The organism is Agrobacterium sp. 33MFTa1.1, assembly GCF_004328495.1.
In the GTDB taxonomy this organism is placed as follows: domain Bacteria; phylum Pseudomonadota; class Alphaproteobacteria; order Rhizobiales; family Rhizobiaceae; genus Agrobacterium; species Agrobacterium pusense.
This window is the reverse complement of sequence record NZ_CP036358.1, coordinates 177,674-196,540: the sequence shown is the minus strand read 5'-3', so window position 1 is coordinate 196,540 and position 18,867 is coordinate 177,674. Positions and strand designations below refer to the sequence as shown.

The 18,867-nt window shown below is 56.2% G+C and carries 20 protein-coding genes and 1 tRNA gene; 13 read left to right on the top strand and 8 right to left on the bottom strand.

Annotated elements, in window-relative coordinates:
- Window positions 1-24: 24 nt before the first annotated feature.
- The 5 genes from EYD00_RS00960 to EYD00_RS00935 all read left to right on the top strand — a co-directional run bounded on the left by EYD00_RS00960 (window position 25) and on the right by EYD00_RS00935 (window position 6,163).
- Window positions 25-525 carry a flagellar basal body-associated FliL family protein gene (locus EYD00_RS00960; protein WP_034496041.1) on the top strand — a complete coding sequence of 167 codons (501 nt, stop codon included), beginning with the start codon at window positions 25-27 and terminating at the stop codon, window positions 523-525.
- Window positions 522-1,259, top strand: a complete 738-nt coding sequence (gene fliP / locus EYD00_RS00955; RefSeq protein WP_004439940.1) for a flagellar type III secretion system pore protein FliP — start codon at window positions 522-524, stop codon at window positions 1,257-1,259. The genes EYD00_RS00960 and fliP overlap by 4 nt, the downstream gene beginning before the upstream one ends.
- Before the next feature lie 371 nt (window positions 1,260-1,630).
- Window positions 1,631-2,641 (top strand): flagellin N-terminal helical domain-containing protein, encoded by a 1,011-nt coding sequence (locus tag EYD00_RS00950; protein WP_034496042.1) that lies wholly within the window; start codon window positions 1,631-1,633, stop codon window positions 2,639-2,641.
- A gap of 585 nt (window positions 2,642-3,226) precedes the next feature.
- Complete coding sequence (locus EYD00_RS00940) at window positions 3,227-4,573, top strand: flagellin N-terminal helical domain-containing protein (RefSeq protein WP_034496043.1); 1,347 nt, start codon at window positions 3,227-3,229, stop codon at window positions 4,571-4,573.
- A gap of 261 nt (window positions 4,574-4,834) precedes the next feature.
- On the top strand, window positions 4,835-6,163 hold the full coding sequence (locus EYD00_RS00935; protein WP_034496045.1) for a flagellin N-terminal helical domain-containing protein: 1,329 nt from the start codon (window positions 4,835-4,837) through the stop codon (window positions 6,161-6,163).
- A gap of 255 nt (window positions 6,164-6,418) precedes the next feature.
- On the opposite strand, the gene EYD00_RS00930 is transcribed toward EYD00_RS00935, so the two are convergent.
- Entirely contained in the window at window positions 6,419-7,525 is a 1,107-nt protein-coding gene (locus tag EYD00_RS00930; protein WP_034496047.1) for a tyrosine-type recombinase/integrase, read from the bottom strand.
- Between the two features lie 309 nt (window positions 7,526-7,834).
- Window positions 7,835-8,047, bottom strand: coding sequence for an Arc family DNA-binding protein (locus EYD00_RS00925; protein ID WP_081859359.1), 213 nt, complete (start codon window positions 8,045-8,047; stop codon window positions 7,835-7,837).
- A 99-nt stretch (window positions 8,048-8,146) separates the two neighbouring features.
- Between EYD00_RS00925 and EYD00_RS00920 the strand changes: the two genes are divergently transcribed.
- The 3 genes from EYD00_RS00920 to EYD00_RS00910 all read left to right on the top strand — a co-directional run bounded on the left by EYD00_RS00920 (window position 8,147) and on the right by EYD00_RS00910 (window position 9,515).
- A complete protein-coding gene (locus EYD00_RS00920; RefSeq protein WP_034496048.1) occupies window positions 8,147-8,389 on the top strand; it encodes an Arc family DNA-binding protein in 243 nt (80 codons plus the stop codon).
- A gap of 7 nt (window positions 8,390-8,396) precedes the next feature.
- On the top strand, window positions 8,397-9,173 hold the full coding sequence (locus EYD00_RS00915; RefSeq protein WP_034496050.1) for a hypothetical protein: 777 nt from the start codon (window positions 8,397-8,399) through the stop codon (window positions 9,171-9,173).
- Between the two features lie 72 nt (window positions 9,174-9,245).
- Window positions 9,246-9,515, top strand: coding sequence for a hypothetical protein (locus tag EYD00_RS00910; RefSeq protein WP_131258773.1), 270 nt, complete (start codon window positions 9,246-9,248; stop codon window positions 9,513-9,515).
- A gap of 1,210 nt (window positions 9,516-10,725) precedes the next feature.
- Here the strand turns inward: EYD00_RS00910 and EYD00_RS00900 are convergent.
- The gene (locus tag EYD00_RS00900; protein ID WP_131258770.1) at window positions 10,726-11,394 is read right to left on the bottom strand and encodes a hypothetical protein; all 669 of its coding nucleotides are present in this window, start codon (window positions 11,392-11,394) and stop codon (window positions 10,726-10,728) included.
- Window positions 11,395-11,517: 123 nt separating this feature from the next.
- On the opposite strand from EYD00_RS00900, the gene EYD00_RS00895 reads away from it, so the two are divergent.
- Window positions 11,518-11,853 (top strand): helix-turn-helix domain-containing protein, encoded by a 336-nt coding sequence (locus EYD00_RS00895; RefSeq protein WP_034496064.1) that lies wholly within the window; start codon window positions 11,518-11,520, stop codon window positions 11,851-11,853.
- Window positions 11,854-11,978: 125 nt separating this feature from the next.
- Here EYD00_RS00895 and EYD00_RS26085 read toward each other — a convergent pair whose 3' ends face one another.
- From EYD00_RS26085 to EYD00_RS00875, 5 genes are all read right to left on the bottom strand, one after another.
- Window positions 11,979-12,167 (bottom strand): site-specific integrase, encoded by a 189-nt coding sequence (locus EYD00_RS26085; protein WP_198523827.1) that lies wholly within the window; start codon window positions 12,165-12,167, stop codon window positions 11,979-11,981.
- On the bottom strand, window positions 12,164-12,490 hold the full coding sequence (locus EYD00_RS26080; protein ID WP_198523826.1) for a tyrosine-type recombinase/integrase: 327 nt from the start codon (window positions 12,488-12,490) through the stop codon (window positions 12,164-12,166). Before EYD00_RS26080 ends, EYD00_RS26085 begins: the two co-directional genes overlap by 4 nt.
- Before the next feature lie 497 nt (window positions 12,491-12,987).
- Window positions 12,988-13,545 (bottom strand): DUF488 domain-containing protein, encoded by a 558-nt coding sequence (locus tag EYD00_RS00885; RefSeq protein ID WP_157814252.1) that lies wholly within the window; start codon window positions 13,543-13,545, stop codon window positions 12,988-12,990.
- 77 nt (window positions 13,546-13,622) lie between these two features.
- Window positions 13,623-14,684 carry a hypothetical protein gene (locus EYD00_RS00880; RefSeq protein WP_034496068.1) on the bottom strand — a complete coding sequence of 354 codons (1,062 nt, stop codon included), beginning with the start codon at window positions 14,682-14,684 and terminating at the stop codon, window positions 13,623-13,625.
- Between the two features lie 315 nt (window positions 14,685-14,999).
- Window positions 15,000-15,074 (bottom strand) — tRNA-Thr (locus EYD00_RS00875).
- Between the two features lie 155 nt (window positions 15,075-15,229).
- On the opposite strand from EYD00_RS00875, the gene EYD00_RS00870 reads away from it, so the two are divergent.
- The 4 genes from EYD00_RS00870 to hisD all read left to right on the top strand — a co-directional run bounded on the left by EYD00_RS00870 (window position 15,230) and on the right by hisD (window position 18,865).
- Entirely contained in the window at window positions 15,230-15,496 is a 267-nt protein-coding gene (locus tag EYD00_RS00870) for a hypothetical protein (RefSeq protein ID WP_004439927.1), read from the top strand.
- 102 nt (window positions 15,497-15,598) lie between these two features.
- Window positions 15,599-16,891, top strand: coding sequence for a UDP-N-acetylglucosamine 1-carboxyvinyltransferase (murA, locus tag EYD00_RS00865; RefSeq protein ID WP_004439925.1), 1,293 nt, complete (start codon window positions 15,599-15,601; stop codon window positions 16,889-16,891).
- Window positions 16,892-17,005: 114 nt separating this feature from the next.
- Window positions 17,006-17,446 carry a DUF2948 family protein gene (locus tag EYD00_RS00860; RefSeq protein WP_004439923.1) on the top strand — a complete coding sequence of 147 codons (441 nt, stop codon included), beginning with the start codon at window positions 17,006-17,008 and terminating at the stop codon, window positions 17,444-17,446.
- A 120-nt stretch (window positions 17,447-17,566) separates the two neighbouring features.
- Window positions 17,567-18,865: a histidinol dehydrogenase gene (gene hisD / locus EYD00_RS00855; protein WP_004439919.1), complete on the top strand. Its 1,299-nt coding sequence runs from the start codon at window positions 17,567-17,569 to the stop codon at window positions 18,863-18,865.
- Window positions 18,866-18,867 lie beyond the last annotated feature (2 nt).

Genomic DNA, 18,867 nt, shown 5'->3' with positions numbered 1-18,867 from the left:
CGCACACGGGGAACGGACTGATCCATGGAAAACGAACAGGCAGAGGGCAAGAAGAAATCCTCCCCTCTGATCATGACCATCGCAGGTGTTGTGATCCTCACCCTACTCGGCGTGGGCGGAGGCTGGCTCGTCGGCGGCATGATCGCACCGAAGATTGCCGCAACCGAGGCCCATGCCACCGCTGCGTCCGGTGGTCATGGCGAGAAGAAGGAAGAGGGTGTCGAGAAAATAGCGGCCGAACCGAACGGTATCGTCCAGCTCGATCCCATCACCACCAATCTCGCCTACCCCTCGACGAACTGGGTGCGGCTGGAGGTGGCGCTGATGTTCAAGGGGCCGGTGGAAGTCGGACTGGCCGAGGATATCCATCAGGATATCATGGCCTATGTCCGCACCGTTTCCCTTCAGCAGCTGGAAGGGCCGCGCGGCTTTCAATATCTTAAGGATGACATTCAGGAACGAGTTGACCTGCGCTCTCAAGGGCGCGTATCCAAGGTCATGTTCCGGACCTTTGTCATCGAATGATTCGATTTCTTGTAACCATCGCCGTCCTCCTCGCTTTGCCGGGCCTTGCCAATGCCCAGCAATTTCCGTCCGATCTGTTCAACACGCAGATAGACGGGTCTGTCGCGGCATGGATCATCCGCACCTTCGGGCTTTTGACGGTTCTTTCCGTCGCGCCCGGCATCCTGATCATGGTCACGAGCTTTCCGCGCTTCGTGATCGCTTTCTCTATCCTGCGCTCCGGCATGGGGCTCGCTTCCACGCCGTCGAACATGATCCTTCTGTCGATGGCGATGTTCATGACCTTCTACGTCATGTCGCCCACCTTCGACAAAGCATGGACCGATGGCGTGCAACCGCTGTTGCAGAACCAGATCAACGAGCAGCAGGCCGTGCAGCGCATCGCCGAGCCCTTTCGCACCTTCATGAACGCCAATACGCGTGACAAGGATCTGAAGCTGTTCGTGGATATTGCCCGCGAACGCGGCCAGGAAGTGATGACCGACAACGTCGTCGATTATCGAGTGCTGGTTCCGGCCTTCATGCTGTCGGAAATCCGGCGCGGTTTCGAGATCGGTTTCCTTATCATCCTGCCGTTCCTGGTCATTGATCTGATCGTCGCCACCATCACCATGGCCATGGGCATGATGATGCTGCCACCGACTTCCATCTCCCTGCCCTTCAAGATCCTGTTTTTCGTGCTGATCGACGGCTGGAACCTGCTTGTCGGCAGCCTCGTCAGATCGTTCAACTGACGGCGCCTGTGCCGAAATAAACTTCGTTAATCCTGTTTATTAACCCCGCTGCCCCACGGCAGCGGGGTTTTCGCGTTTTAAGGTTTTGGTTACCAATTTTGCTAGGGGTCGGATAACTATAATTTTAAATTAAAAACTTACCAATTAGATATACCTATCGGTAACCATAAGTATCTTCAAGCACTTATTAACGCTCAAATTAATAATTGCGCAAGCTTTGACTGCGAAATTTGCCTCACACACAGCGGGTTTGGTTTCCAGAAGGAACTAATTCTGAACCGAGTGGCATGAAGCCGAAACGTTGTGACCGGTAATACACAGTCCGGAATGTCCCCAACTCCAGTATCTCGTAAACACAAGGGACAAATACTATGGCAAGCATTCTCACTAACGCCTCCTCTATGGCTGCACTCCAGACCCTGCGCTCTATCGGCCAGAACATGGAAACGACGCAGAGCCGCATCTCGACCGGCCAGAAGGTAAGCTCCGCCGCCGACAACGCTGCTTACTGGTCCATCGCAACGACCATGCGTTCGGACAATTCCGCCCTTTCCACCGTTTCCGACGCTCTCGGCATTGGCGCCGCCAAGGTCGACACTGCCTATGCGGGCATGGAAGCGACCATCAAGGTCGTTCAGGAAATCAAGGACAAGCTCATCCTTGCCCAGGACCCGACCGCCGACAAGAAAAAGATTCAGAAGGAAATCGGCCAGCTCCAGAAGCAGCTGACCTCCATCGCCGACTCCGCAACCTTCAACGGCGAGAACTGGCTGAAGACCAAGGCGTCCAACGATGGCGCAGCGTTCGTTGCCGGCACCGACGACGCGGCTATTGCAAACCTGAAGAAGCAGGTTGTCGCATCCTTCACCCGTGACTCTGCCGGTACCGTCAAGGTTCAGCGTATTGACCTGCAGCTCAGCGGTACAAACGTTCTCATTGACACTGGCCATACATCGGACGGCAAAATCACCGGCGGCATTCTCGACTCTGCTGCAAAAGCTGATGTCACAAAGAGCTCGATCATGACGCTCGATATTTCCACGCTGGCTGGATACAAGGTCGACACGACAGGTCTCGTGGACGCTGACGCGACGGACAACGACGTGCTTGACGCTCTCATCAGCCACGTCGACAAGCAGCTTGAAACCCTCAATAGCGCCGCTGCTGATCTGGGTTCGGTCTCCAACCGCATCTCGATGCAGGAAGACTTCGTCTCCAAGCTGACGTCGACCATGGAAAAGGGTATCGGCCGCCTGGTCGACGCCGACATGAACGAAGAGTCCACCCGCCTCAAGGCTCTGCAGACACAGCAGCAGCTGGCAATTCAGGCTCTGTCGATCGCCAACAGCGACTCGCAGAACATCCTGTCGCTCTTCCGCTAATCGGACAGAGATAATGAGAAGCGAGCCGCGCCCGAAAGGGCGCGGTTTCACGTTTATGGCATGGCCCGGCGATTGAAAGATTTCATTTACCATCCCTGCTCTCAAAGCATTTACCACGATTTGAGCGAAGAGCCGGGTAAATTCCGAAATTAGGAAATTGGAAAGCAACGGCTGTCAGGTTTCTCACACGGACCAGCGGATAGCCGTAGACCGGAATGATATAAGCGCAGGATTACAAGCGGGGGCTGACCATCTTGTAACCGCGTAAAATGGCAGGCGCGAAGGAGGCTGACCCGAGCGTTTTCTGTTGATAAAAGCCGCATCCGGAAACGGATGCGGCTTTATTGTTTTTTAAGCATTCTCGTCTACACACGCGCACGCGCAAAGATTGCAAAATAAAATCTCAGCATGTCAGTTTTTTCATGTCCCTTAGGTCTTCGTTAACCATATGGCCGTTAGCTAGTGCCATCGAAACGGTGAGCTAACCATTAAAAATCAGCCGGTTAGCAGGCATGATGCTGTGCGCCGTTCCCGGTGAGACCGGAATGTCCCTTCTTTAATCAGCCATTCAAGGGGCAATTTATTATGACGAGCATTCTTACTAACATTGCAGCCATGTCTGCTCTCCAGACTCTGCGCACCATCGGCCAGAACATGGAAATGACGCAGGATCGCGTGTCCTCTGGTCTCCGCGTCGGCGAAGCTTCCGATAACGCCGCCTACTGGTCGATCGCGACCACGATGCGGTCCGACAATGGCGCTCTTTCCGCCGTGCAGGATGCCCTCGGCCTCGGCGCCGCAAAGGTCGATACCGCCTATTCCGGTATGGAATCCTCCATCGACGTCGTCAAGGAAATCAAAAACAAGCTGGTTGCCGCCCGCGAGCCCGGCGTCGACAAGGCAAAGATCCAGGAAGAAATCACCCAGCTGCAGGACCAGCTGAAGTCGATCGCTAGCTCCTCGTCCTTCTCCGGTGAAAACTGGCTGCAGGCGAAAATCAGCGATGGCGCTGGCAATCTGACGGACGTCACGAAACAGGTCGTCGGCTCCTTCATCCGTGATGCCGGCGGCAATGTTTCCGTCAAGACGATCAATGTCGCCCTTACCAACGAAACGGTCCTGTTCGACACGTCTTCGGGCGCTGCCGAAACCAAAACGGGCATTCTAGATTCATTCGCCTATTATTCCTCGACCGGTTCCTACAAGACCTTCAACATAGAGACCACCACAGGTGGCGTGAAGACAACAAATGTAGTCGCGGCAAAAGTATTCAGCGAAGAGCAGATCAAGGCCTTTACACGTCAGGCCGCCGCCACGCCCATCACCATGGTGGAAACCAACGGCCTCTATACCGTCGCAGGCGGTACGACCACAGGCATCGACAATGGCCTCTATGCCAAAATCGGGGAAGACCAGTTTGTCAAGGTAACCCTCACAGACCCTGCCGCGAACAACACTACCCCGGGTACGACGAAGGAACTTGGCAAGAATACAGCCGCCGCATCCTATTACCTCGCGACGGAAACGACTGGTACAACCGAGGGGGGGCAACTCGCCACACAGCTGACCTACTCGCTGACGTCACTCGACATCACCAAGGACCTGAAGGGTTCATTCACCAACGCTGATGGCACCGCGCTGTCGGAAAACCAGTATCTCGACGCCATGATTTCCTTCGTGGACAAACAGTACCAGAGCATGACGTCCGCCGCTGCCGACCTCGGCTCGGTCAAGATGCGCATCGAACTGCAGGAAAACTTCGTCAACAAACTGACCGACTCGCTCGACAGCGGTATTGGCCGCCTGGTCGACGCCGAGATGAACGAAGAATCGACCCGCCTCAAGGCTCTTCAGACCCAGCAGCAGCTTGCTGTTCAGGCCCTGTCGATTGCCAACAACGACTCGCAGAGCATTCTCTCGCTCTTCCGCTAATCACAAGCGACATCATTCACATCGGAAAGCCGCGCCTCGGGCGCGGCCTTTTTCGTTATGGTTAAGAAAAATTATGGTTCCTTAATTTTTTTCCTTTGCAGGTTTAGGCTTTGTTAACCATTCGACGCCTAAAACCTAGTCATCGAAACGATTGGTTAACCAAGACGAAAAAGAGGTTAACAGGCATCAAGCCGCTCGATCGTTCCCGGTGACAACCCGGAATGTCCCTTCTCATTTCAGCCAATCAAGGGGCAAATCATTATGACTAGCATTTTGACGAACGTCGCGGCCATGGCCGCCCTACAAACCCTTCGCGCCATCGGCAGCAACATGGAAGAAACGCAATCTCGTGTTTCCTCCGGCATGCGCGTCAAAACCGCATCCGACAATGCCGCATACTGGTCTATCGCAACCACCATGCGTTCCGACAATGGCGCCCTCTCAGCCGTTCAGGACGCCCTCGGCCTCGGCGCAGCCAAGGTCGACACCGCCTACTCCGCCATGGAAACCACCGTCGATGTCGTCAAGGAAATCAGCAAGAAGCTGGTTGCCGCCCGCGAAGCCGGCGTTGACAAGGCCAAGATCCAGGAAGAGATCCGCCAGCTTCAGGACCAGCTGAGAAGCATTGGCGAATCCGCCTCCTTCTCCGGTGAAAATTGGCTGAAGGGCAAGATCAGCGACGCCTCCGGCAACCTGACACCCGTCACCAAGCAGATCGTCGGCTCCTTCATCCGGGACGGCGCGGGCAACGTCGCTGTCAAGACCATCAATATCCAGATCGACAACAAGACGGCACTTTTCGACACGACGACCGGCGCAACGAAAAACGGCATTCTCGACAGCGCTGCCTATTACTCCGACACCGGCGTTCTGCGCGATTTCGAGATCACGACGACGACCGCTGCGGGTGTTTCGACGACCATTCCCTATACCGCGAAAGTGTTCACCGAGACACAAATGAAGGCTTTCGCACCTGCAGGTACCACCACGGTGTCGCCGGAGAACCCGACGACCGGACTTGTCACCGTTGCCTCCGCAACTTCGACAAATGACAACGGCACCTACTTCAAAATCGGCGAAAATGCTGCGGGTGAAGCCCTGTATGTGAAGGCAAATAATACCGCACCGACGCCCAACACAGTGACAGCCATCGGCATCGGCGGCTCGCTCAGCAATAATATCTATCTCGAAACCGGCACCAACGCACAGATGGCGCAGAAACTCGATTACTCGCTGATCGATCTCGACATCACCGAGGACCTCGGCGGGCTGACGGGCGCCAACGCCCAGCCGCTGACGGAGAATGACGGCCTTGATAACATGATCCAGTTCGTCAACACGCAGCTGGAATCGCTTATCAGCGCCAGCGCCGATCTCGGGTCGATCAAGATGCGCCTCGACCTGCAGGAAGACTTTGTCTCCAAGCTGACCGACTCCATCGACAAGGGCATCGGCCGCCTCGTTGATGCGGATATGAACGAGGAATCGACCAAGCTCAAGGCGCTCCAGACACAGCAGCAGCTGGCCATCCAGTCGCTCTCCATCGCCAATACCAGCTCCGAAAATATCCTGTCGCTCTTCCGCCAGTAAGCGGCGCCCGTTGGCTACGGGCGGTTTCGTCCCGCGCTGGCAGCAACAGAATATTCGGATACGGAGACCGCGCTTCGCAGAAGCGCGTTTTCCCGTTTGCAGAGACGCTATTCGGACTGTGTGGCAGAACATGCAGATTGGTCGCGTAAAACAGATGCGGCAATGGCCGGCGCGGAAATGTCTGATTAGATGGGAAAATGGCACTGCTAGAGAGATTTGAACTCTCGGCCTCTCCCTTACCAAGGGGGCTTATGCTCATGCTGTAAGCCCTATATCCGTAAGGTTTTCAACATCCATATTTTCGGTTTCCCCGGATTTTCCCCAAGGGAGCGCATTGATACTGTCTGAGTGCGTCTCGACATTCGTATGTGCATAGCGCATGACCATTGCGAGCGTCTTCCAGCCTCCAAGCTCTTGGAGCTTGGTAAGGTCACGGTTGGCCTGATAGTGCCAAGTCGCCCATGTATGGCGGCACACGTGTGGCGTGATGTTCGTCACAAAGCGTGGTTTGTCGTCCTTGCCTGGAACAGTCCAGCCAAGCCCTGCACGTTTGCAGGCGGTTTTGAAGGCGCTGCTGATACGAGTTCCTGCCGACGTGTCTGCATCCTTGTCCGGGTCGGGATGTTCATACGGAACGCATTTGTGAGTAAGGAACACCGCTCCCACACGACGATTAGACTTACGTAGCTCCATTATAACGCGAGGGTGCAGCGGAACGCTGCGAGGTTTCCCGTTCTTCGTTTTCGGGAACGTTACCTGCTTCATGTCCAGATTGACATTGGACCAGTCCAACCAGACGGCTTCGCCTGCCCGTGCGCCTGTGTAGATCATAAAGACAACGAGCGGACGAAGATGAGGTGCGCAAGCGTCAATGAGCTTGTCGGCCTCTTTCGGTGACATCCATGTCACCTTACCTTCGGGCTGCTTCGGGCGCTTCAAGTTTGGAACCGTACACCATTGATTGCCTGCGGCGTGCCGCAAGATCGCAGACATGGGCGTGTAGACCTGCCGGTTGCGGGTGGCATTGCTTGCCTTTGGCAAGAGCTTCTTCGCAGCAAGGTCAATCTCGTGTTGTCCGATGTTTCGGAGCGGCGTGGTTCCGAAGTGATCTGCAAGTGGCTTCAGGAACCGTGTCTCGCCATCGCCATGTTCGATGTAGTCCAGCGCCGCCTCGGCAAAAGTGACAGTTGCTTTTTTGCCATAAACACTCTCGTCTAAGAGTTCTTTTTCCCTTTGGATACGGATTGCTTCGGCGGCTTCTTTGTCAGAAGTTCCTGTAGTTTCTTCGATGCTTTGGCCCCTGACAGTACCACGCATGATCCAGTTGGGGCTTTTGGGGCGCCGGACGAGTTTGAGGGGCATGGAAGGGCCTCGTAGAGCTTATCGGTATCTTCGATAGAGAACATGATCGTACGGCCCATTTTTCTGCCGACACCATGTTCCTTGGCGATCTTGAGAAGGGTCGCCTGGGAGACTGGAAAAGTTCCGTCTGCCACAAGCTGTTTAGCCGTTCGGTACTTCGGAGCCTTGATGATGATGTTAACGGGCATGGGCCAGTTCCTCGCCTGTGGCCCGATCCAGAGAGAGGGACAAGCTTGCGCCGTGGAAGGCCTTCTCAGTGACGGTAGCAATTGCCATCATCGATACTCCTAGAACTAAAAGGACGATGGATCAGGTCGGAAACAGAGGGGTGTCGACGGGGATGCCGGACGGATTGGCGAGCTTTTCAAAGCCGCTGCCGGTTTTCTCGCCCTCGCGGACGGCTGATAGGACGGCTACCAATTCCTTGTTAATGCTGCGGTGATTGCGGATGCTGCGGGTTTCCAACCATTCCTTCAGGTCGGCGGGTAGACGGACAGGGTAGGCACTGGGTCTCTTCGTCATGGCATGTACTCCTTGGCTTTGTGACCAAGTGATATCATTTGGGATCTATTGTCAACGGCATTCAGTCCAAATAATCTCAGATGGACGCAAGAGGCTTTTATGACTGAAGAAAATCGAACGCTGGACGATAAGTTCGCGCTTCGCCTGCCGAAGACGCTGAAAGCGCAAATCGCGAAACAAGCGAAGCTGAACAACCGTTCCACCAATGCGGAGATGGTTGCTCGCCTAGAGGCGTCATTGGTGCCTGATTTCACCAAGCCAGCCGGTTGGGAGATTGTCGAGCTACGGGAGGAAATAATCGCCCTCAAGGCCCGCGTTGTGGCGCTTGAGAAGAGGCCGTAGGGAAGCGATGTATTCTGACGATACGCTGAAAGAGATGGCCCAGAACAAGCGGAAATGGTCATCGGCTGCGAACGATCTCTTCCTCCGGTTTATAGATCGCAATTACAAGACCGATGCGGCGTCAGAGTATGCACGGCATGGGTTTTCTCGGCGTGTTCAAGCATTGGTGCATTTGACTGATCGCGTCTTTTCGATCATCCCGCCGAACTCGCAAAAATCGCCGTCGAAGGAAGTCCGCCACGATGCCGAAGCCTTCGTTCAATCGTTCCTTGTCAACGTCTACGGCGCGATAGACAACATGGCGCGGATTTGGTGCGTGGAAACGGACCTGCGGAATTTGAAGGGTGTTCCGATTGCGGATGGCATGATCGGATTTGGGCCGAAGAACATTCGGGTGCGGGAAAGCGTACCGGACGATCTGCGTGACTATCTGGTGAAATGTGACCCGTGGTTCGGGTATCTCGAGAACTACAGACACGCGGTGGCGCATCGCATCCCCGTTTATATTCCCCCTGCCGCGCTGAATGACAAGGATGCTGAAGAGTATCGTCGCATCGAGGATGAAATTGGCAAAGCCATACGGGAACGCGATTTTGAACTCTGGGGCGAATTGATGGCGAAGCAGCGGGCGCTCGGCACCTTTAAGCCTGTGATGATGCACTCTTACGGTGAGAATGCCCGCCCGGTAACGGTCCACGCCCAGATGATTTGCGACACGGCGACGGTCGTGGAGATAGGGGAGCATTTACTGAAGGTGCTACCCACCGGAAAATGTGCGACATAAAATTGCAACTAATTGCACACGTCCACAAATACCAAGAAATTCAAAGGGGCAATCGTCATGACTGACGATGTAATGACGCGGGAAGAAACTATGGCTTTCGTTTCCGAGATGATGGCGGCAACATTTCGGGGAGAAGAGCCGCCGAAGCCCTCCCGGTTCAACAAGGTGTATTTTCGCCCTGAATACTTGGAAGACGCCATGGACATGATGACGCGGTTGATATCGGAAAAATTCGAGGCGATGCCGGAGACGGTTTCTGACGATTTCGAGGTTCAGGAAGTCGTCCGCCAAAAAACGGACGAAATGGTTTCTGGCATCGTGTTGATGGTGCGTCAGGCCTAGACAGTCTGACGAGACGCCCTTAGCTATTTCGGCCCCACGCCCCGGAAATGTCTCCCGCCAGTTTGGCGTGCTTCTGGCCTTCCGTGTGCCTGAGGCCGTCCGGTCGCTGAAGAACGGCATCACTGCGGCTTCCGACTTGTTGGGCGGACCGGGCGACCTTTTTCGGGTTACCGGAACAGCCCTCCATGCTGATCGCTACGGGAGGCGCCTAGCTGCTGGAATTGCTGAAGGCGTTCCAGCTGGCAAGCTCGCCCATGGCGAAGGCTGGGGCTTTCCGCTGTTGCCAGACACCAATGTCGGTCGATACCCGGCTAGGAGACATTGAAGCTCACCTCGCCAAGGTCGAAAAGTGACCGGCGAATTCATGACAATGAGGCACCGAATGCTTACTTCAATGTACCTATGTTCTGGATCAAAATTTTATAGCTGAAGCTGTGGCGCAACGGTTGCCGTGGATTGCCGGAGGTTGATAAGCGCTGTCGTCCGGATTAAGGCCGATTGATGCCGAGAAGATCGTTAACGATAGTCTATGATGGCAGCGCTATCTAGGCCGTTGGCCGGCACCAGCTTATAGGGGCGCTCTTCCACGACCTTAACCATATCATCTTCAACAGTCAGTTCGAACATTGCTACACGCTCACCTGCTATGAACTGAGCAGAGATCGCACGTGCGCGCTTTCCTGGGAATTTCTGAGCACACCACGTAAGATCTTGTTTCGTCTGAACGACGGAAATCTGATCGGTGCCACCTTTGGCCTGGACCGGGATGGAGTAATGGCAGCCGAGTCAATCAATGCCCATATAAAGTTCATCGATTTCGATTTGCCCTATGCCCTGACTGTTGTTCGCAAATGGTTTTGAAGCGAGTAGGTTGTGAGGCTGAGGAAGATATCAATTAAACGATTATATCGAACGATAGCGAGAAGGGTTAAACACCCGCTGAAATAAATGGCTGAAAACAACTGGCTTCTCACTGTCTCGCGACATCATTTTCCCTGATGAACGAATCGTTTTGTGGTTCGCACATCGTGAGGTCAAAAGAAGACATTTGGGAAGCTGTTAACTGACGAAGATGAAACTGTCGCACCGAGCTGGCGGTGCGAGGCGGCCATTAGTAGCCCCCGTGGCCGTGGTCATTGGAGGCGGTACAGACCCCTGACTTCACAGCGGCATTTTTAGCCCCTGATACTTGATATTCCCGCAGCGGAGATCAATCCTTGCCCACCGCGTCGAGGCAGTCGGACCATTCATTACCTACAAGCTGGCAGGCTCGTAGCGTCCATTCACTTCTTGTCTTGAATGTGCGTTCGCTTGTGAAGGCGGTGATCATCTTGCCTTCCGGGCTGATGTAGCGAACTTTGCGGGTCCAACCGAACCTGTCCACCTCTTCGACCTCAATCGTTTTGTCGAAGGCGCTACAGCCCCTGATCTGGGCGACCAGTTCCGAGCGCCCGGTCTCCACCAACTGGCGTGCATTATCCACGTCGGTCGGGAACGTGCAAAGAAAGCCGGTCCCCATGTTGAATAAGTTGAACTTCCCCTTCGGCGTGTAGCTAGGAGCCTCGTATGATTTCATGGACAAGCTAACCGCCGCCACCCAGGTCTCGGGTACGCGATTTGCGCTGTAGAGTTGCACTTCCATATATTCGCGCATCTCCTTGGGCGACCGGCCCGACGCCATGACGCTGATCCTCTGGTACTCGCACATACCGTCTGCCTCGCGCACCGCTTCCTTCAAGGTCTCTTCCGTGACGCCCTTGCTGTCCAGCACAGCGGTCGATGCCTCTGCCCAGCAGGTCTGATAGATGTCCATGTCGTCGGCCTGCGCAGCGCCAATCGTTGCGGCTGTCGCCAGCAGGGTCACGGCTAATGTTTTCATCGTAGTCGCCTCGCGCATGGTTTAGTCGGTTTCCCTGCAATAAATCGTACAACTATCCGAGTTTACATTTTCTTTCGTATTAAGATCGGTTTGCAGCTTTCAACCCGTATTTCACTACGGGTCATGGACACGAAGACGAGGTTGGGCCTTCGGCTCAAGGCAATCCGTAAAGAGAAGAAGCTGACCCAGGACGAACTGGCCGCACGGATGGGGCGTTCGGTCGATGCCTTGTCCAACCTTGAGCGCGGCAGAAGCCTGCCAAACTTCACCACCATCGAACTGCTATGTCAGGCACTCGACATCCCTCTCAAAAGTCTGTTCGATTTTGAGGAAACCACCCTGCCCAGACGAAAAGCGCAGCTTCTCGAAGAGCTCCAGTCAATTGCTCGGGGCCTGTCCGATGCTGATCTGGAACTGGCGATTGAGCAGATCAGGGCACTCAGTCGGCGTGGCAAGTGAATGTACTACAGTACTCGGGCGACAGCATTGTCGGCGAACAGGTCCGCGTCTCTGAGGTAACGCGTAAGATTGGCCTAGGATCGGTGGCCAGTCACCTGTCGGATTTTGTGGGTGGATGCCTCAGCTTACGCCGCGGAGGTCGCAAAGCCCGCTCGCAGCGAATGGCTAGAATACAGCGCGGGATCATATCCTGCTGCCGCGATACGGGTCTTGACGACATAGCTCATTCGCCAACTACTGAGATTTCCGTGTTTGTCGGTGTAGACGAAGATCGGCCCTTCCCGGCGCTCGACCAGTTTCAGCCACTCCTTCAAGGCAGCCGCCGGGCAATGCCGGGTTCGACCGAACGGGACCGCAATAGTGCGTCCTGCGCTTCCTGATCGGTTTTCGAGCGGCGGATGGTAAGGAGCATCCCCTTGACGACGAACTCGACATCAGCGACATCAAGAGCCGCAAGCTCTGACCGGCGCATGGCGGTGGCGAAGCCGAGGAGTAGCAGCGCCCGGTCCCGGACATCCTTCGGTCGGTTACCGAGCTTGTCGACCATTGCGACCAGATCATCGCGCAACAGCGCCTCTGCTTGTCGCTGTGCGACACAGAATGTCCGGCGGATGGCGCGCATCGTGGATGCGATCAACTCGGACTTTACCGGATCACGAGCGCCGATGGCACGGTGGCCTTGGAGATCGCGGCGACATGCCGCCGCAATGTGGCGACCGCGTAGATACCGGCCTTCTCGGCGAAGTATTCGGCAACATCGTGTGGGAAGAAGGGATTTGTCGTCCGGACGCGGTATAAGACGCCAAATCCGAGGCATAGGCGCGTTTGGTGCTCGCGGGGATGGATGAGGATACGAAATCGCGAACGGTCGTGGAGAACTCTTGGAGAGGCTGGTCGGCAAATTGCAATTAATTGCACAAAGTTCATCGTTGGGCCAAGCTGTGCAATTAATTGCAATTTTATCGCCGCCCGCCTTTCCATCGGATGAACCCACCATCTCGGATTTTACGGAACGGTCGATTTCGCCGTCCCGGTCTTCTCCATCATGACATGTCACGTGGCTGCTACCGCCGTAAGTGTCTGACCGAGCTGCGACATTATCTTTTGAGAAGGCGGAAACGAAATGGACGAATTTCATTTGCCCACTCCCAGCTTCCGTGTCTGCAAACGATAAGCCACGGCGAGACGTTCGGCGCGGGTACGGAAGAGATCGCCACCGTCTCCCCACTTCGACAACAATCGATCTTCCGTGTCCTCGTGGGGCTCGATCTTGCCATCCCGTTGGATATGAGCGACGTGCGCACCGTGATGCTCGGCGAGGCGCCGGGCAACGAGCAGGCAGCGGTGGCATTCGAGAGGTTCATGCTCCGAGCACAAGAGCGCTGGGCGGCTGCGAGCTGCAATCTCCAGCACTATGGCAATTCCGTCGAGGAAAGAAGCTGCCGTGGCCATCGTCTCATAGTCGGCGGCACCATTGGCTGGACGCCCCCCGAGTTGGTCGCCCAGATGCAGGTAGGAAACGCCGATGGAATTCAGTCGATAGCGCAGCTCCGCCTTGTTGAAGTGATGCAAGCGAGATCGAGGGTTGGAACGGACATCCAGCACTACGCCGACGTCGGGAGCCTCGATCAACGACCGGAAATGCTCCCATGAGTGCGAAGAATGGCCAATGCTGAAGACGGTATTCTGCAAGTTTATTGCCTCCTTGTGTGGATAATTCTGGCACAAGGAGACTTTTGAATACATAGAAAAACCAGTTACTTATGAGATTATATGTGGTCCTTGAACTTATTCTCGGATTGCTCCTTCGCCTCTTGGCAGGCGACCCATGCGGGATCATACTCCGCCAACATCACTTTCTGGTCGGGAAGGAGATTGCGGTAAATCACATGGTGGCGGAAATTTTTCCAACGGCTGAGAAAACCGCGCCTGTAGCTCTCGAGCGTCATCCCGCCTGCACATTTCCCGTCAGGTTCCAAAAAGTCTTCGTACATCGGGAGCATAGGTTCAGTGCCACTCTCGCGCTCCGATTGGTAATAATGAGCATTACGGTAAAATTCGATCTCCGCCGCCGAGGTGAGGTGCTTTTCGCTCCGAGAGAGCAGTGCCAGCTGGGCTGGCGAATAAAGTCCGGCGGGAAACTTAGGCGTCAGGGCAACAGGGCCAGTCACTTCTTTTGCTTTTTGAGCCTGCGGCGCGGAGACGATGCGCTTGCCCTCTATGATCTCATCGTCGGTCCAGCCCTCGTGTCTCCGTTTACGGATTGCGCCCGCTGATACACTCTGAAGTTTGGACAGGCGGGAGGTGGTGTAAACATCTCCGGTTCGAGAATAGTAAAAAGTTAGGGTGTCCGATTTGTTGTTGTTCTGAGTATGACGGTCTGCCCAGCGAACCTTCCCCGGCGCATACTCTGGATCATCATTGTCGATCCGGTCGAGTGTCATGCCCTTGCCGGGCATTGGACGGACATACAGCAGGAAATCTCGGAATACTTTGAAGGAGGGGTGAACGACCTTCCCGTTTTTAGCTCGCTCCAACATGTTCCTATGCGCGGTTGCCTCTGCTTTGAAGCGTCCGCGAAGCACCATGGCTCTGGCAGATTTGATGAACTCGACTGTATCGTCGCCGCCGCCATGGAGGCCGTCACTGGGGATTTTCTCAGGAGTGTGGCCGGACTGGCCCACCTTACTCATGAGGCCGACTTGGACGGTGTTGAATGGCTCTGAACCCGGCAGCTTTCCGGGCTTCTTCGTGTTTTTCTCAGGTCGCGTGACTTGAGAAAATTTCGCTTCGGCTGGTGTTGCTTTATGCTGCTTCGACTGTTTAGGCATGATCTCTCTTCCTCTGAAGGGCGGAGTTCAATGCCGGAGAAGAGCATGCTATAGATGTGATGCTCATCCGACGCTGGACTGTTGGGAGTGTTTCAACTGGCCTCGGTGGGAGCGAACCACCGGGGCCTGACTTTTTGAACCAAGGCGGATCATGCCCCTTTCGGTGATTGTGGACGGCGATACGAGAACTTGGTCCCCGGATTTTCCCCGTATTTGCTGGGGAAATGCGGGGAATTATCGCAGTTTGTTCCTTGGGGAAAAGGGATTGCGCGACCGAAAAATCGGCGATTTTCTCTGATTTTTTAAGGAGATGAATGGTGCTGCTAGAGAGATTTGAACTCTCGGCCTCTCCCTTACCAAGGGAGTGCTCTACCCCTGAGCTATAGCAGCATCCGGTGCCGAAGCGATCGCTTCAGCATCAAGCGTGGCGGCCTATTGCCACAGGTTTTTGACGAGCGCAAGTCGCAAAACGATATTCTTCATCAAGCGGCGCAAAAAAGCGCCCCCCCTGTTGAAAACAGCATTTTTCAGATATTGCTGAATCTATGACCGAACATCACGACAAACAGGTGAAGACAGCGCTCTGCGGGGACTTTTCCGCGGGCGCATCCGACGCGGCGGCCAGCGGCAAGCCGCAGGCGGGGCCCGGCGAAAAGGCGCGCCAGCGCGAGGCGGAACGGAAGGCGCGTGCCGCGAAGAAACTTCGCGAAAATCTTTTGAAGCGCAAACAACAGGTTCGCGCGCGCCGTGCCGGCGACGCAGACGACACCATTGGCCTGCCTGCCGCAAAAACGGACGAATCATCCTCATAGAGAATTCACAGCATAAAATTGAAACGCCGCGGAAATTCGTCTAAGGACGCGCCTTTCCGCAAGGCACGATAAAGAAAGGCGGGCACAGGCCCGTAGGGACGCATGGATCGCATCAGAATTACGGGTGGCAACAAGCTCAACGGCATCATCCCCATCTCCGGCGCCAAAAACGCCGCCTTGCCGCTGATGATCGCATCGCTGCTGACCAGCGATACACTGACGCTCGAAAACGTTCCGCATCTGGCTGACGTGGAGCAGCTGATCCGTATCCTCGGCAATCATGGCGTGGATATTTCCGTGAATGGCCGCCGCGAAAGCCAGGGCGAAGCTTATTCCCGTACCGTGCATTTCACCTGCCGCACCATTGTCGATACCACCGCTCCGTACGAGCTGGTCTCCAAGATGCGTGCAAGCTTCTGGGTCATCGGCCCGCTTCTGGCGCGTGAGGGCCGCGCCCGCGTCTCCCTGCCTGGCGGCTGCGCCATCGGCACGCGTCCCGTTGACCTGTTCATCGAGGGCCTGCAGGCGCTCGGCGCGACGATGGAGATCGATGGCGGCTACATCAATGCCTCGGCCCCCAAGGGCGGCCTCATCGGCGCGGTCTATACCTTCCCCAAAGTTTCGGTTGGCGCGACGCATGTGATGCTGATGGCTGCAAGCCTTGCCCGCGGCACAACCGTCATCCACAACGCCGCCCGCGAGCCCGAGGTTGTCGATCTGGCGCACTGCCTGATCGCAATGGGCGCGAAGATCGAAGGCGCCGGCACCTCCACCATCACCATCGAAGGCGTTACCTCGCTTTCCGGCGCGCGCCACCGGGTTTTGCCCGATCGTATTGAAACCGGCACCTATGCCATGGCAGTGGCCATGACCGGCGGTGATGTGGTGCTGGAAGGGACGCGCGCATCGCTGCTCGACAATGCACTTGATACGCTCCGGCTCGCAGGCGCCACGATCAGCGAGACGGAAACCGGCCTGCGCGTGGTGCGCAACGGCAACGGCATTCAGCCGGTCGATGTCGTCACTGAACCGTTCCCCGGCTTCCCGACAGACCTGCAGGCGCAGTTCATGGCGCTGATGACCCGTTCCCAAGGCGTTTCCCACATTACCGAAACGATCTTCGAAAACCGCTTCATGCATGTGCAGGAGCTTGCCCGGCTCGGTGCGAAGATTTCGCTTTCCGGTCAGATGGCCCGCATCGAAGGCGTTTCCCGCCTCAAGGGTGCGCCTGTGATGGCGACCGATCTGCGCGCTTCCGTGTCGCTGGTCATTGCCGGCCTCGTGGCCGAGGGCGAGACCATGGTGTCGCGCGTCTATCATCTAGACCGCGGCTTCGAACGCCTCGAGGAAAAGCTCACCCGCTGCGGCGCGTTGGTCGAGCGCGTCAGCGATTGATCCATTCATCGCCGCTCATCCGTTTTCTACCCGTTGCACAGCGGGCCGGGACTGCCTATTTCCATTGTAAGTCATGGAAATAGCGGTCCTCACCGCACAAGAAGGAAGAAAAAGATGAGCGGCCTGAAATTGCTCGCGCTGGATACTGAAGATCTCTCCGTCATCTCGACCCATATGCAGGACAGTGTCTTCAAGCTGAAGGATGTTGCCTTCGAGCCGAAACACGGCCAGTTCACCTTTTCCGCCAACCGTTTCGTCTGGGAAAGCGCCGATAAAAAGCACCTGCCACCGGAACGCTGCCGCACAGTTGTTTTCCTGAAGCGTGTCTCCGCCGTTCGTTCGCAGTCCATCAACCTGGCCGACAGGGAGCAGGTTCTTTCGCTTCTGGCGATACGTTTCACACCGAATGGCGAAGGCCCGGATGGCCTTGTGGAACTGGCCCTTTCCGGCGGCGGCACCATCGCGCTTGATGTCGAATGCATCGAGGCGCAGTTGACTGATGTGAGCGGTGCGTGGGAAACCGCCACCAAACCGCATCATCCCGACAGCGAATAAGCTTTCCGGACTGTCGTGACGGTTGCCTTTCCGTCCCGTTTCGATTTATGCCACATACCAGAGCTGCAATCGTTCTGCGGTAAGTCGTGCACCCCGTGGGGACAATGAAAGGGTAATGGCGTGGCAATCTGGCTGGAGCAGGCATCGGCTGATTTCGAACAGAAATTCGCTGCCTTCCTGACAACCAAGAGAGAAGTTTCCGAAGACGTCAATGCGACCGTTCGCGACATCATCAATGATGTCCGACATCGCGGCGATGCGGCCCTCGCCCATTACTCCCGGAAATTCGACGGCATCGATTTTGCCGCGGTGCCGATGCGGGTAACGACTGATGAAATCGATGCGGCGATTGCCGCCGTCGACACGAGCGTGATCGAAGCGCTTGAACTCGCAGCCCGGCGTATCGAAAAACACCATGCGCGACAGATGCCGAAGGACGATATTTACGAGGACGATATCGGCGTCGGCCTCGGCTCGCGCTGGACCGCAATCGAGGCCGTGGGCCTTTATGTGCCCGGCGGCACGGCCAGCTATCCAAGCTCAGTGCTGATGAATGCCGTGCCCGCCAAGGTTGCCGGTGTGGAGCGCATCGTCATGGTCGTGCCCGCGAATGGCGGCGCGGTCAATCCGGCCGTTCTGGCTGCCGCGCGTATTGCGGGCGTCGAGGAAATCTATCGCATCGGTGGCGCGCAGGCCGTGGCGGCACTGGCTTATGGCACTGAAACCATCGCGCCGGTCGCCAAGATCGTCGGCCCGGGCAATGCTTATGTGGCGGCCGCCAAGCGTCAGGTCTTCGGCACTGTCGGCATCGACATGATCGCCGGCCCTTCCGAAGTGCTTGTTATCGCCGACAGGGATAACGACCCCGACTGGCTTGCTGCCGATCTTCTGGCACAGGCGGAGCATGATCGTGGTGCACAATCCATCCTGATCACCGATGATGCCGAGCTCGGCAAGGCGGTGGAAGCAGCCGTCGAGCGGCAGCTGAAGCGTCTCTCGCGTTCCGAAACAGCAGCGGCGAGCTGGGCGGATTTCGGCGCGATCATTCTGGTCGAAAAGCTCACCGATGCCATTCCGTTGGCCAATCGGATCGCCGCCGAACACCTGGAACTTGCCATCGATGACCCGGATGCGCTAATGGCCCACATCCGCAATGCCGGGGCGATTTTTGTCGGGCGCCATACCCCCGAAGTGATCGGCGATTATGTGGGCGGTTCCAACCATGTTCTGCCGACGGCGCGCTCGGCCCGTTTTTCCTCAGGCCTTTCGGTGCTGGATTTCGTCAAGCGCACGTCCATCCTGCGCCTTGGTCCCGAGCAGCTGCGCCAGCTTGCGCCGGCAGCCATCACCCTTGCCCGTTCCGAGGGGCTGGACGCGCATGCGCGCTCCGTCTCCATCCGCCTCAACCCGGAAAGTTAAAC